Below are 14,037 nucleotides of genomic sequence, written 5' to 3' on the forward strand. Positions count from 1 at the left end.
AATAGTAGGTTAGTTTCCTGTTTTGGGAGTATCAAAATCTTTTAATATTGTAAATATATTATCGGCTTGTTCTTCATTGAAAACTCCATCGATTCCTAAATTATGGTAATTTTTAAATGGTGAATCATAAAGTTTTTCAGGATTAATTTTTCCGTTTGTCGTTAGAAATAATTTGATTGTATCTAAAAACTCAATTTGTACTGCGGATAATTGGTATTTGTTTGTGAATTTAGCAAATGCTTCATTTACTTTTTCGGAAGAGAGGCCAATAAGGCTCACTATAAAATCAACTAAATTTAATTTGTGTCCGATTTCTTTTTCGAGCTCTTCTTTATTAATTTTATTTGCAAACAACATCTTTTCCAATGATTTCAATTCGGCTTCTGTAATTGGTTGCCCTTCTTGAATTCTTTTGATGGTTAGATTGTTTTTATTTTCACGAATTATCTCTTCTAATCGGTGTTTGTTGTTAACAAAAGGATTACCATACGGTTCAGGGTTTCCTTCACCAAAAACTGTAGTTATAATTTGATCTTCAAGAATTGCATCTTCGAAATTTGTTGTGACATATTTTTGATCCACTGGGTCAATATATTTTACCAGTTCACGAATGCCAGCACGGATTTTTTCTAAATGATTCAACCCCTTATTTTTCCAAAAATCTTCATTTAATGGTAGTTTTACGAGATCTTCCTTATGTTTAATTTCAGGTATTGTAGTCTTCTTTAAAAGCTTCTTTGAAATGATGGCTACTTTTGTTATTGGTACATTTAACGTTGCTAAAAACTCTTCTGTATTAGGCGTTTCAATGCGTTTTAGCATTAATGTGTACATCATTTTGTCGTAAAAACGAGCTAAATCTGAATCCTCTTTAGTTGGTCTTACCAAAGGTGCTAAAACATCTAAAATGGTTTTACATTCTTTTTTATCTAAATGGTTCCAAACTTCTCTATTGGAAAAATCCATTACCGTTTCGATTTTCATCTTAACATCAAAACGTTCTTTGTTTAATTCAATAATGGAATTGTGAAGTTCATTCAATAATCGTTCACTGTATTTTTGTAGTTCGCTATCGTTTTTAAAATTTTCCTCTTTTAGGTATAAAGCCAATTGTAATTTTAATCCAAAAACAATTTCAGTTAAACTTTTTTGAGTTCCAGTTTCTATTCCATTTGGATTTTCTCTGAAGAATTCGAAATTACCATATAAATCAAATATTAGAAAGTTCTCTTTATCCTGACCTTCTCCAAATAGGTTTGGACGTAAACGAGAACCTCTACCAATCATTTGCCAAAATTTAGCATATGACTTGACTGGTTTGTAAAACATTAAATTTACACAACTTGGCGCGTCTATTCCAGTGTCCATCATGTCTACTGAAATAGCTATTTGTGGTAATCTTTCTTTTTCTTCATCACAAAAACGTTGAATAAATTCTTCTGCTTTTGGTTCTCCATGCGTAATTACTTTTACATAGTCATTTCCATAACGTTCTGGGTCTAATTCCAGAAACATGTCTTTTAAAAATTGTGCATGTTTTTTATTTCTTGCAAAAATTATCGTTTTGCCTATTTCATCACCAGCTCTTTTTTTAATTCCATTATCCACTAAAAATTTAAGTGTTTTCAGCGCGGTATCTTTATTGAATAGCCAATTATTAAGCTCGTTAGAAGGTATAATCTCTTGACCCGTTGCCTTTTCACCATCTAAAATCTCATCTTCAAATTCTTCTTTTTCTTCATCGGATAGTTCATCATAATGGATACCACTTCTTAAAAATTTAGTAGGTACTTCAATGGTATTATAAGGTACTAAATGTTTGTTTGCTACCGCATCCTCAAATGTATAGGCATCGGTAGGTGTTTTATCAGCTAATCCAAAAATGGAATACGTGTTTTTATCAATACTGTTTTTTGGAGTAGCTGTTAATCCTAAAAACAGTGCGTCAAAATAATCGAATATAGCTTGGTACTTTTTATAAATGGAACGGTGTGCTTCATCTATTATAATTAAATCAAAATGTCCAACGCTATAAAAACGCTTGTCTTTTTCTTTAGAACCATCAATTAATCCCATCATCGTTGGATAGGTTGAAAAAGCGATACGAGCTTCGATATTATCTTTCTCTTTTAATAAATTAACACAAGAATGCTCAGGCATTAGCTTGACAAAATTATTTTTAGCTTGACTTACTAAACTTTTTCTATCTGCTAAAAATAATATTCTTTTTGCCCAGTTGGCTTCTAATAATAATTTTGACAAGGCAATACTGATTCGCGTTTTACCAGTTCCTGTTGCTAAAACTAATAAAGCCGCTCTATGTGTTCCTATTAGTCTATTGTTAGACTTGTCATTACCTGCAAAATGTTCTGCTACAGACCTGATTGCTCTTAATTGGTATGTTCTGTCAGTAATGGTTGTATCTATCGCTTTTTCTCTAATGTCTTCTCGATTAACTCTTCTGAACATTAGTGTTTGTAGTTCCTTCTTGGTATAAAAACCATGAACAATTCTTGATTTTTTATAGAACTGATCGTCCCATAAATACGTTTCAAAACCATTTGAATAATACATAACTGGGCGACGACCAAACATTTTTTCAATACTATCTGCATACAATTGTGCTTGATTTTCGCCTTTGCTTGCATTTTCCATAGTTTTTTTTGCTTCAACTACAGCTAATGGTAAACCATCATCATCCCAAAGCACATAATCAACATAACCAGTTTCTGAGGTATTTGTGGAACTAGGCATGAATTGCACTTTGAATTCTTTGTCTTTACTTCCAGATAAATCCCAACCAGCCTCACGAAGTGAAACATCGATAAAATATTTACGAGTTTCAAATTCGTTTCGCGGATGATTTGTTGTATCGGCTGTGTTAGCCGCTTTTTTGTTGACCTCAATTTGAGCTTGTAATGCTTCTATTTGTTTTTTAAATAGTTCATTTTGATTAGCTAAGGCCGTATTTTTTTCTGCTTCTTGCTCTAATTTGTCTTTGAATCTTTCTAAATCAGATTCAAATTTATCCTGAACTTTTTTATAATCTGCTTTGGAAAGCGCTTCTTGTCCTTCAGTAGGAATTAGTTCCCAATTGAACATTGGAATCGTACCTAAACTATTTTTTGTATAAGATTGAGCAAACCATCTTGAAAAATAGAAAAGGTTTTCTATTATTTTTTCAGCATCTGTTTTGGTGACAGGTTTGTTGTGAATTGCTAAATTTCCTGCTTTTCGAATTAAATCGATTTCACTATACAATTTGTGTGGAAATTGTTCTTGAAACTCTCTTTGTTTCATTAATGAGTTTAGCGAAGTGTCGTAAGGAAGCGATAATTCTTCATCATTTGTAAACATCCAATTTACAGCTAACTCTAATGCCATACGTGCATAAGTTAACGAAGTACGAGGGTCAGTAACCACAAATTGTTCTGCTTTTACACTTCTTTGGTGAAAGTCAGCCCATTCTTCTGCTAAAAACTGAAAGTTTGTTTCCATAACGCTAAGATACTAATGTGTTTTGAAACTATTCCACTTTGTTCTGAATTTTCCTGCTAAAACTACCTCTAAGAAATATAAATCGTAATCATTTTTTACAGGAATTAATGCGACTTTATAATTTTGAATTATTGTTTTTGCTGGTAGCATGTCTTCGTTAGTTACCTTTTTTCTAGTAATTTCTGTTCTCTGTTGCTTTGTTTTTAAATAAGCCAATGTACATTCATTATGTAATTTTCCCCAAGCATGTTGTTTTAATCTACGAAAAACTGAACGACTAATGCCAACATATACTGGAATTACATTACCGTTTTGTTCTTCTCCAAAAATATATAAACCTTTGAATTCATTTGACTCATTTGGAGTATAACCTAAATCTTCAAATTGCTTTTTGTTACGGATTATTTTTCCGTTGATTTCAGTATATAAATCACAGACTCTTTTAGCGTTTTTATTATTCAGATTTGCTAAAATATTTTTTGCTACTTCATCAGCATAACTTAATAAAACACTTATATCTTCTGGATATGATTCCTTTTTATAATTTTTCATAATCTATTAACTCATCTATTTTAAAATCGTTCCAAAACACTTCGTAAATATTTATCATTCGTGAAGTTATTGCTCTAAAATGGTTTTCGACTTTGTTATCCTTAATTCGGTCATCAATATTTTGCCAATATTCCCAATCCTTATTTACAAATGATATTTCTCTATTTACTTCTTCTTTAAGTCTAACTTTTGGTGAATGTGAATTACTTTCGCTTCTGTTTTGCTCTAGTGATAAAGCGCGGAAATTACCGTTAGTATTATTCCAGTCTCGAATACTTCGATTACAATTTACCATTCGATAAACCCATTCACTTGGATAGATATGGTCCCAATCCCAAGGAACATTTGTATCGTCTAAATCATCCATTTGGTTATAATTTCCAAAAGTGGTGTTTATATATTCTCTTTGTGCTAATAAAATTAGTTGTCTGTTGTATTGAATTTTATTTATAAATTTCTTGAAATATTCATTTGCTTTAGGAAAATCATATTCTTGAAATTTGACATCATTGTAATATTGTATTATTCTTTCACCAACGCCACTTTCTAAAAGTCCCCATCTGTCATTATCTTCTTTTATAAACCTATTTTCTACTTCCGATTGTAGATAATATTCTCTCAACAAATTGGGTTTCATTAAGAATTCGATTCCCTCACTATCATTCCACCATATTAATTCATTTAGTGGTTCTTCCCAAAAGTTTGTATTTGTGATTTTTTTATTCCATAATTTAGGAAGATTGTCGAAACCAAACCAAGCAAATGAGAATAGTTTACCAACCATTTTCAATTTAATTTGATTATTTAATTCTACTTTATTGATATGTAGCCAATACACAACGAATAAAAACAAATCTTGATTACTTTTTATAAACTGTTTTATAATGACTGGAGGAACTTCACCTTCAAACAAATCGTTTTCTCTACAAGATAAAATTTCTATTGCTTGTTGGAATAACTTTTTTAATTGTTCGGATTGAAAGAGATTTTTTAAACCCTCTTTGAAATCGTCGTTTTTTATTCTTCGTTGAAAATCTCGCACATTGATTTTCTTTATAAACTTATTATCTTCTAAATCAGATACAACTATTCGAGAAGCTAAAGAAAGCACTTGCGTAGGTGCAATAAATTCTAAATTCATATTTTCCATTAAGTCTTTAATGTCTGGAAATATGGCTTTGTAAATGGAGTAAATTAAATCGTCACCTGTTAAGGTTGTGCCTGAAGAGTTTATCCTAACAAACAGTGTAGGGTTTTCTGATTCGTTTTCCTCATTTAAAACTTCATGTTCAATTATATTTGATTTAATAATAATTGATTTTGATTTTTGTACCGTGTTCCAAATACTTTCGAGGTCTTGTTTTAATTCGGTTTTTAATATCCTTATGAATTCTTCTTTATCTTCAAAACTACCTCTAAGTGTTTTAAAATAATCAGGTAAATGCTGTTGCGCTTTTTCAATTACCTCATCCGTACTATTTGCTTCTATAAAAAAAGCTAAGGGTAATGGAAACCAAGCATCAAAAGGAAAAGTTGTAGTGTTTTTAAACGAAGTGTAACCACCACTATTATCCTTGTGTTTTTTAAATATTTCAAGCGCCTTATGTCTATCGGAAACGCTTAGTACTTTATTGTTTTCACGATGTTGATAGCCCCAAGGATGTGAACGCGTTGTAAGACGCACTAGAAATTTACTATTGTCGGGTTTATTCTCTGGTTTTATATCTAACCAAATCATAGGTAATTCTCCTTTTATAGACCAAGCTGTGGTAGCATTATTTGCATGATATGGATTGAAATGGCCCAAGAATATAGATGTAGCCCTTTGTTGGCCATCCATTAGATGCAGGTTGGTACTTGTTTTTGAAAATAAAAAAGAACCTATAGGATATCCTCTTAAGATAGAATCCCATAAGTCCTCAATTTGTTTTGGTTTCCAAACAAAACCTCTTTGAATAGAAGGCAATTCTACTCCTGATGATTTTGGTTCTAATTGCCAATTGGCAATTTCTTGTAGTGTAAAGACGTCTTTCATAACATTATTTTTACAATAGTTCATCTTCGGTTAAAGTATAAGTTATATCATATTGTAATACTTTATATGATAATAATTTACCTATTCTATGGATTTCTATAATGTTTTCAAATACAATTTTTACGGAATTAGCAAAATTTACCTGGTCTAATTTATCTAATTCTAGTTGTTGTTCATCTTCTTCAGATGTAGTAGGATACTTAATATTTCTTAGTATATGTGTTAACTCTCTAACTTTTGCATAATCTACCATTCCGCCACCATTTCTCCATTCTTTTAATGCATTTTCATTATCAAAATTTTTATCGATATCTGTAAATTGTGCAATAACTCCAGCATATAAAATTTGAACTCGTTTTTCTAAATATTCTATTAATTTATCATTATTAGTAATCTCTGGAGTAGGTAAAATAATAGTAGCTTCTCCTGAATGTCCAATTGTTGGATAAATTTTAATGGAAATACCATTGGTTTTAAAGCCAAGTAATTTACTTGCAATTAAATGACCTGCTTCATGAATACAAATTTTTTCTGCTCGTATTTTATCTTGTTCATTTATCATAATTAGACTAGTTCACCTTTAAACGCTTTTTGCAATAGGCAATTGAATAAATCTTCACTTTCTTTGAGTTCTTGTTTGGCTAATTCTTTTTGCTGCTCGATTAAAGTAATTTTTTCAGCGAATTGCTTTTGAAGCTCTAAATCCGGAAGAATTATTTTGAAATTTTTAATATCTTTTACATTAACATGGCTAACTGTTGAACCAGTATTTTTTCTTAATGCTTGATGGAGTAAGCCTTTAGATCTAATCACATTAAGTAAAAATACATTATTTACTAATTTATAATTGGCTCTAAATAACATAACTCTTTGCCCTAAACTTAATTTAATGTTTTTAGGAATTAAAGCTGCTTCACCAATGGTTCCTTCTCTACCATAAATAATGTCTCCTTCTTGAGGCTTTAATCTTTTTATTCGTAATTTATAACCTACTTCATCTAAATATTTCATTCTTTTCCAACTTATATTTCCATTTTGTAATTCAGTAGTTCTTATACAAGGAAATTCAGTTTCATAATCAACATAATTAGGTGTCGAGTGCGGACAGTCAATTATCTCAGTGCATATTTCTGATAAAGTTGCAATTTCCCATTTAAGAGGATTTAATTTAGTGTCTCCAAACATGTCTAAAAAAATAGACTGTGCTAAAGCATCATATTCTTTTGTCAATTGTTCTGTTTTGTTTCGTAAAGCTGCGGCATCATCTAGAATTTGAGCTATGTGTTTTTGGGTTTCTAGTGGAGGTAACAGCAAGTCGATTTTTTTAATATGACTTGGCCCAAAATTAAGTTGCGCTGAACCTGTAATTAATTTTTTTAATTGTGCTGTAAAATGAACCGTTTGTAAATAGTATTTAAAATAGTTTAAATCTACCTCGTCATTCAAAGCTTTAAAGCGCATTGTACTTGTATTTAAACACAATGGTAAATGCTCTTTTTCTGCAAAAGCAATTTTATTATGAAAATTATCTACAACAATACCAGAACAAGCAATTAATAAATCACCATCATCTACCAAAAAATGTTTGTATTTACCATTTGCTTCTTCTTCAGATAAATGGATGCTTGTTTTACTTAAATCAATTTTACCATTATTGATATTACCAACATTCAATAATTTAACACCTGTTTCGGTAAATTGCCAATTTCTAACACCTGGTCCTTCTTGAAAAAATAAGACTTTTGGTATTTTTACTTTTTTCCAACCTTTTGGAACGTAATTTAAATCAACTACCACTATAAATTACTTTTAAGATTAGACATCAATTTTGACCTTTCTTTTTCGGTGTCGGTTATTCTATCTATAATAATCTTAGGAGCATCATAAACGACATCTTCGTAAACAATTTCTTTATATGAGTTTATAGATAAATCCCAATCATTTGCTTTGATTTCCTTGAATGGCACTAAAAAACTTTGAGAGGTTCTGTCGCTATAATCGTGCGTTAATGTTTCTCCCATAAAATGGTTAAATCCTAAATTTTCTGGTACATCTTTTACGTGTAACACTTCACCTTTTTTACCATGCATTTTTTTGAAATAATCACTTTTGTAATAACGGTAATGATCTAGAATTTGCGGTAAATTGAATTTCTCGTGTACGCTTCGCTTTAGTTTTTCATCTGCATTTTCTAAAGCGTTACCAAAAGCAAAGTCCATAAACAACTCTTCGTCAACTAATAAATTACGTTTGTCATCTAATGATTTACCATCTGCTAACATATCGTAAAACCAAACATTATCTGTACCACCTGTACCTGTTTTTGTGAAAATAATAATAGCGGTACTTACTCCGGCATACGGTTTGAAAACACCACTCGGCATAGAGATTACTGCTTCTAATTTGTTGTTTGCAATAATTTCTTGTCGGATACTTTTGTATGCTTTTCCACTACCAAATAAAACACCATCTGGTACAATAACTGCTGCACGTCCACCTGTTTTTAATTGGCGTAGCATAAGGGCTAAGAATAGTAATTCTGTTTTAGTAGTATCGGTTACGTTTTTTAACCCCGGTGCGATACTTTCTTTGTCAATTGTTCCTTTAAATGGAGGATTCGCTAATACTAAAGTATATGCATTTGCTACTGTATTGTCTTTTGATACGGCATCGACATCCATAATGTTTGGTTCTTCAACACCATGTAAGTATAAATTCATTGAGGCAATACGCAACATCGTTGCATCGAATTCTGTTCCATTAAACATCTTTTTATTGATGTGGTCAGCGTATTTGTCTAGTTTAGTGACATCATTGTGCTTGTCGATGTATTCTTTGGCAGCAACTAAGAATCCCGCAGTTCCTACCGAAGGGTCACAAACGATATCCTCCAAAGTGGGTTGCATTAGTTCGACCATCAATTTAATGATGTGTCTTGGTGTACGGAATTGACCAGCAGTTCCACCACCTTCTAACTTTGATAATAGGTATTCGTAAATATCTCCTTTTGTGTCTTGGTTTGACATGTCGATATTTTCTAATTTCTCCATTACTTGGTCGAGTACTGAAGCTTTAGAAATGCCGAATGTTGCTCCTTTCATATGTGTTGCGAAAAGACTTGTTTCTTTCCCTAATGAACGAATGAATGGAAAAATACCATCAACTGTATTTGTGAAAATATCGTGACGAGCCGCAACATCCATTTCTTTTAGGTTTTTCCAACGGAAATTTTGTTGGTCAGGACTGAAAATAGGCGTGTATTTGAAACCACGTAAGGCTTTTCGTTCGTTACGGGTTTCTGTTTCATCTAAATCTTTAATAAAGATGAGGTATGTTAATTGTTCTACTATTGTTATGGTATTAGTAACTCCTCCTGTCCAGAAGGTGCTCCATATTGCGTCTATTTGTGATTTTAATTGTCCGGTTATCATGGTTTGTAATTGAGTCTGTTTTAAATATTTTCTTTATAAGTCTTTTTGAACCAAAGGAGTAATTCTAATAATCCTGAAAACATAGATTTTACAGCATAGTTAGAGATTAAATACCCATTATAATGTTCATCTTCTAAATGATGAATATAAGTTCCGCAAGTGAAGTATATCCATCTTTGTAAGCTTTCAATTTCTGGTGTTTGATATACAGTTGTTGTTGGTACAAATTCACCTGAACTATTTCGCATGATATTACCTGAAAGATGTTTAAATTTAATATTTGGTTTCATACTTTTTTGTAAAATACCAATTCCTTCTAGTTTAATAAATATGCTTTCTTGAATACTTCTCAAGTTGACTAAAATTGATTTTAATTCAGCTTTGTCATTGTAAAATGGTTTTTTGAAAATTGACAATAATTGTGTTTCAATTTCAATAGGTAAAATGCCTTCTTCAAAGATGGAGAATACTTCGGAATTAAAAATTTTGATTTTTCTTTCAGGATTACTATCCGCAGCTTTTTTTATTTCAGCTAATAGTTCTTTAAAGTCTTCATCTTTATTTTTATCAAAGACTTTACCATTAGCAAAAGAAGTATCTTTAAATAATTCAACAAAACTATTTTTATCTTTTACAAATGATTTCTGTCCTGAAAATATGAACCAAGGCAGAATTTTATTTTGTGCTTTTAATTCACTAAGCACTTTGGCAACTTCTCCAAAAGCTGAATCATCGATATCAGTTCCTTGATGATCACTATCCTTAAAAAATAGTCCATCAAGAACAACAGCATCATAATCTTTGTAATTATTTCTTAATTCGGGAATTCCCTCTTTTGAATTTGAATAACCAATCAATTGAATATCTTCTAAGATTGCCTGATCCTTAATTGGTTGAAACTTTTCATGCTCGTCATCAAACCAAATTACTTTGTATTTTGTCATAGTGCTTGTATTAATGGAAAAGTTAATTCCATAGTTGTTACATATTCTCCATCAATTCCCTCTGGTCCAGTTTCGTCAGTATAACTAAATTTACCTTTATGAATTTTCATTACTTCATTAACAAACCAAATGCCTAAACCATCTCCTGCATTTTTACCGGACGAACTACCTTTTCTAATCATAGAATCATGAGATATACTCTCAGGCAGTGGGTTTCCTGTATTAGAAATATCGATTTGAACATTGTCATCTTCAAAATCATATAGTAATTCTATTTTGATTTTATTACCACTATTGATACTATTGGTAAAAGCATGTTTTTCAGCATTTTCTATTAAATTATCAAACATCTTTCTAATAATGTCTTTGTCTCCATGAATTTGAATACCTGAAATGCCATACTCTTTAATTGCATTTTCATCTAAATCAAGTATTACTGTAAATAAGTTTTTAGCTCTTATTTTTAGACTTTCAGCATATTCTTTGATAAATAGGAGTAAATCAAAATATTCAATGTTTAAATCTAATAGGTCAATTTTATCCCCAGCTTTGTTAACGGCTTTATTAACAGAAATTAAATCACGATCAATGATATTTATATAACTAGACAAAGTAGTTTCTAATCTTGCGTCAGCTTTTAAATTATCTAAATCAGGAATTTGTTGTTTTACTTGTTCCTCTAATATTCTTTTAACAAAATCAAAAGCACCTCTTATATTTTTTAAAGAACCAGCAATTTGATGTCTTAAAAAGCTATTTTCATCATTTACATTAATTTCTTGTTCTTTGTAAACCGTATTGAATTCTTCAACTTTTGTAGATAAATATTTTTCAGCTTGATAAAAATATTTTTTATTTTGTTCTTCTAAAGAAGGCAATACAATTTTCAAGTTGAAAAGATCTACTCTTCTAATCATAGGAATAACACTAGATATTTTGTATCTATCTAACTGTTTCTTTACATAATCAGAACTAAGTTCGTTTATCAAATAATTAATATTTACTCTATTTTCATCAATTTTGATAGCAAAAATATCATTAGATATATAGATTGCTTCACCTTGGTATTTAAAATACGTTGGTTTAAGGGTTTTCCATCTAACTGCTACAAGAAGACAGTCTTGTTCAATTTTTCTAACATTATTACTTGGTATTTCTTTAAATTCAATTGTATTTGAATCTAAATAGAAGTTTACAATATCATCCTTTAAATCTTTAATTTTAACAAGTTTAGCAACACTTTCTCTTGCGCTTCTTGTTCCAGATAAGAAGGTACCTATTTCAGATAATTTAATACCATCAAAATCCTCTTCATTTAAATAACGATTAACTTTTAAATTATAATCATTATCTTGAATTTGTAAAAAATCAATATTTCTAATGAATTCATTTTGAATATTTGCTTTTATATACTCTACTAATCTTAAATCATCAAGAACTTTACTTTTCTTATCCGATGATTTAAAAGCAAATTCGGAAGCATCAACAAATTTGATAAATCCTTGATTAACTGGATATTTTCTAAATTTTACTATGCAGATAGGAATAGATGTATGTTTCAATATACCAGACGGAAGCGAAATTATTGTATCAATCGAATTATTGTTAACTAAATATTCTCTATATCGCTTTTCATTGCTGTTAGAAGTATATAAGAATGATTGAGGTAAAACTGCAATCAATTGCCCTTGTTTAGGAAGTTGCTGTAAACTTTTCTCAATTAGGAACATTTCGACTGATGAATTTGCACCATTAGTAAAATGTCTTGGTATTTTAATTCCGAAAGGAGGATTAGCAACAATTAAATCGAACTCACTAAAATTCATCCAATTTTCAATTGAATCCTCGAGTTTATAATCAAAATGGTCTAGATTATGAGCCATAAGGCGTAGAGAGCCTAAAGCCCATGTTCGATGATTTATTTCTTGACCGTAATATCTTTGATAAGGATGTAGAAATGTAGCAAAGGATGCTAATCCAGCAAATGGATTGTAAACTGTTGCATTTTTATCTAAGTCCGCCAAATTCATTATTAATCGACTAATTTCAAGTGGTTGAATGAATTCACCTGAATTTTTTCCTTGAGCATTTGATATCCTATATAGAATTGAATCAAAAATTTCTGGAAAAAATTCTTGTAACTCATTTTGATTTATTCTATTAAATAGTAATACAATTTCACTTAATTTTTGTCTTGGGATAAATCTAATAATTGATGAGTAAACCTCAGCAATATTGTAGTATTTTCTATCTCGATGGTAGTAATCAATTAGATCATTATTTAGGTCAATATATTCTTCTTGAAGTGTATCAAAAAGACCATCTTTATATCCAGAGAGAAAAAAGAGAAGCACATGTAAATCTTCAGCAGGAATAGAGGTTCTTAAATAATCAAAAATGCGCCATATCTCGTTTGATATATTCTTAACTCGGTCGCTATTGTAATATGCTTTATTCATAGTTGATTTTAAACTTCTCTGCAAATGTATATCAGAATTGTGCATTATGTGTGCACAGTTTAATAATTGCTTAATTGTTCTATAATTCGTTCTTTAATTTTAGTTGCTAAAACTTCTGGAGCTAATACTTTTACCTTTTCACCAAAGGAAAGTATTCTCATTTCAAGTTCATAATTTAGCATCACTTTTATTCTTATTTCTAATGAACCGTCATCAAGATACTTGTTTTTTTGTGACCAATGCAGTGGCTTGGTTTCTATATAAGGTGCTTGTTCTTTATTAAATACCAATTTGACCTCCTCCATTTTACTGTCTATGTTTTTAGAAACACCAATAATATCATCAAAGAAATCTTGCCAGTCGGTATCATCATTTCTATATTTTTCTTTGATAGTTTCAATATTTCCATTGATTCTATCTAATGCTAAATTCCAATGTGGGTTTTGATTGAATTCATTGTATCCAAAAACAAACCAACGGTTGTTGTATTGCTTTAAGAAGTAAGGATGAAAAATTATATCGTATGGTTCTTTCCCAAATGGTTCGTAATTTATTTTAAGAACCGTCTTATTAATTATTGCATTAAACAATAGCGTAATGTAATCGTAACCTTTATAATCAATATTTGATTCTAATGACATTACCTTTTTATCCTGATTTTTTAAACCAAATTTATCATTCAATAATGGTCCAAGTTGATTTACCCATTCAAACTCTGGACTTCCTTCAAAACGTGTTAAAATCGAAACTGCGTTTTTCAGCTGTTCTGCTTCTGTATCATTCAAAGGACTCTTGTTGATTGAAAAATTTTTATTTGTATATCTATAAAAATAACTTCCGTTAGATCCCTTTATTGCCTCTATTGGAGCATTGTAACCTGATTCGCTTTTCATGAAGCTAATATCTTTCCTTAAAGTTCTTATTTGAATACCTTCACTTTTTGGATCATATTCAATTATAGCTTCATTAACTAATTCCAACAAATCATCAATAGTATATTCTCTTCCAAAATTTTGAAAGCATCTATCTAGTCTATTGTACCTAATTAGTTGATGTTTAGTAGTAATCATAAACAATTGGTGAAGATACAATATTACAAAAATCTTAAGTATTAAAAA

The 14,037-nt window shown here is 30.3% G+C and carries 9 protein-coding genes; all 9 read right to left on the bottom strand.

All coding sequences use genetic code 11. The annotated features are described in order from the left end of the window. Nucleotides 1-9: 9 nt before the first annotated feature. Genes GFJ99_RS11395 through GFJ99_RS11435 form a run of 9 tightly spaced genes read right to left on the bottom strand, consistent with a single transcriptional unit; the run spans nt 10 to nt 13,989 of the window. Nucleotides 10-3,498, bottom strand: a complete 3,489-nt coding sequence (locus GFJ99_RS11395) for a DEAD/DEAH box helicase family protein (protein ID WP_153208893.1) — start codon at nt 3,496-3,498, stop codon at nt 10-12. A 12-nt stretch (nt 3,499-3,510) separates the two neighbouring features. After that, the gene (locus GFJ99_RS11400; RefSeq protein WP_153208894.1) at nt 3,511-4,050 is read right to left on the bottom strand and encodes a hypothetical protein; all 540 of its coding nucleotides are present in this window, start codon (nt 4,048-4,050) and stop codon (nt 3,511-3,513) included. Continuing rightward, complete coding sequence (locus tag GFJ99_RS11405; protein WP_162523967.1) at nt 4,037-6,085, bottom strand: DUF262 domain-containing protein; 2,049 nt, start codon at nt 6,083-6,085, stop codon at nt 4,037-4,039. The genes GFJ99_RS11400 and GFJ99_RS11405 overlap by 14 nt, the downstream gene beginning before the upstream one ends. A gap of 10 nt (nt 6,086-6,095) precedes the next feature. Next, nucleotides 6,096-6,647 carry a hypothetical protein gene (locus GFJ99_RS11410; protein WP_153208896.1) on the bottom strand — a complete coding sequence of 184 codons (552 nt, stop codon included), beginning with the start codon at nt 6,645-6,647 and terminating at the stop codon, nt 6,096-6,098. 2 nt (nt 6,648-6,649) lie between these two features. Continuing rightward, nucleotides 6,650-7,882, bottom strand: coding sequence for a restriction endonuclease subunit S (locus GFJ99_RS13910; RefSeq protein WP_153208897.1), 1,233 nt, complete (start codon nt 7,880-7,882; stop codon nt 6,650-6,652). Further along, nucleotides 7,882-9,516, bottom strand: a complete 1,635-nt coding sequence (locus GFJ99_RS11420; protein WP_153208899.1) for a class I SAM-dependent DNA methyltransferase — start codon at nt 9,514-9,516, stop codon at nt 7,882-7,884. The genes GFJ99_RS13910 and GFJ99_RS11420 overlap by 1 nt, the downstream gene beginning before the upstream one ends. 20 nt (nt 9,517-9,536) lie before the next feature. Further along, nucleotides 9,537-10,460 carry a hypothetical protein gene (locus GFJ99_RS11425; protein WP_153208901.1) on the bottom strand — a complete coding sequence of 308 codons (924 nt, stop codon included), beginning with the start codon at nt 10,458-10,460 and terminating at the stop codon, nt 9,537-9,539. Further along, entirely contained in the window at nt 10,457-12,919 is a 2,463-nt protein-coding gene (locus tag GFJ99_RS11430) for an N-6 DNA methylase (protein WP_162523968.1), read from the bottom strand. The genes GFJ99_RS11425 and GFJ99_RS11430 overlap by 4 nt, the downstream gene beginning before the upstream one ends. A 59-nt stretch (nt 12,920-12,978) precedes the next feature. Continuing rightward, a complete protein-coding gene (locus GFJ99_RS11435; RefSeq protein WP_153208905.1) occupies nt 12,979-13,989 on the bottom strand; it encodes a YafY family protein in 1,011 nt (336 codons plus the stop codon). Between the last annotated feature and the right edge of the window lie 48 nt (nt 13,990-14,037).

The sequence above is a fragment of the Flavobacterium sp. LMO6 genome (assembly GCF_009495795.1).
Lineage (GTDB): Bacteria > Bacteroidota > Bacteroidia > Flavobacteriales > Flavobacteriaceae > Flavobacterium.

Coding starts and splice junctions, on each gene's coding strand:
- GFJ99_RS11435 (WP_153208905.1), bottom strand. CDS start 13,989: ATGATTACTACTAAACATCAACTAATTAGGTACAATAGACTAGATAGA.
- GFJ99_RS11410 (WP_153208896.1), bottom strand. CDS start 6,647: ATGATAAATGAACAAGATAAAATACGAGCAGAAAAAATTTGTATTCAT.
- GFJ99_RS11405 (WP_162523967.1), bottom strand. CDS start 6,085: ATGAAAGACGTCTTTACACTACAAGAAATTGCCAATTGGCAATTAGAA.
- GFJ99_RS11425 (WP_153208901.1), bottom strand. CDS start 10,460: ATGACAAAATACAAAGTAATTTGGTTTGATGACGAGCATGAAAAGTTT.
- GFJ99_RS11430 (WP_162523968.1), bottom strand. CDS start 12,919: ATGAATAAAGCATATTACAATAGCGACCGAGTTAAGAATATATCAAAC.
- GFJ99_RS11395 (WP_153208893.1), bottom strand. CDS start 3,498: ATGGAAACAAACTTTCAGTTTTTAGCAGAAGAATGGGCTGACTTTCAC.
- GFJ99_RS11420 (WP_153208899.1), bottom strand. CDS start 9,516: ATGATAACCGGACAATTAAAATCACAAATAGACGCAATATGGAGCACC.
- GFJ99_RS11400 (WP_153208894.1), bottom strand. CDS start 4,050: ATGAAAAATTATAAAAAGGAATCATATCCAGAAGATATAAGTGTTTTA.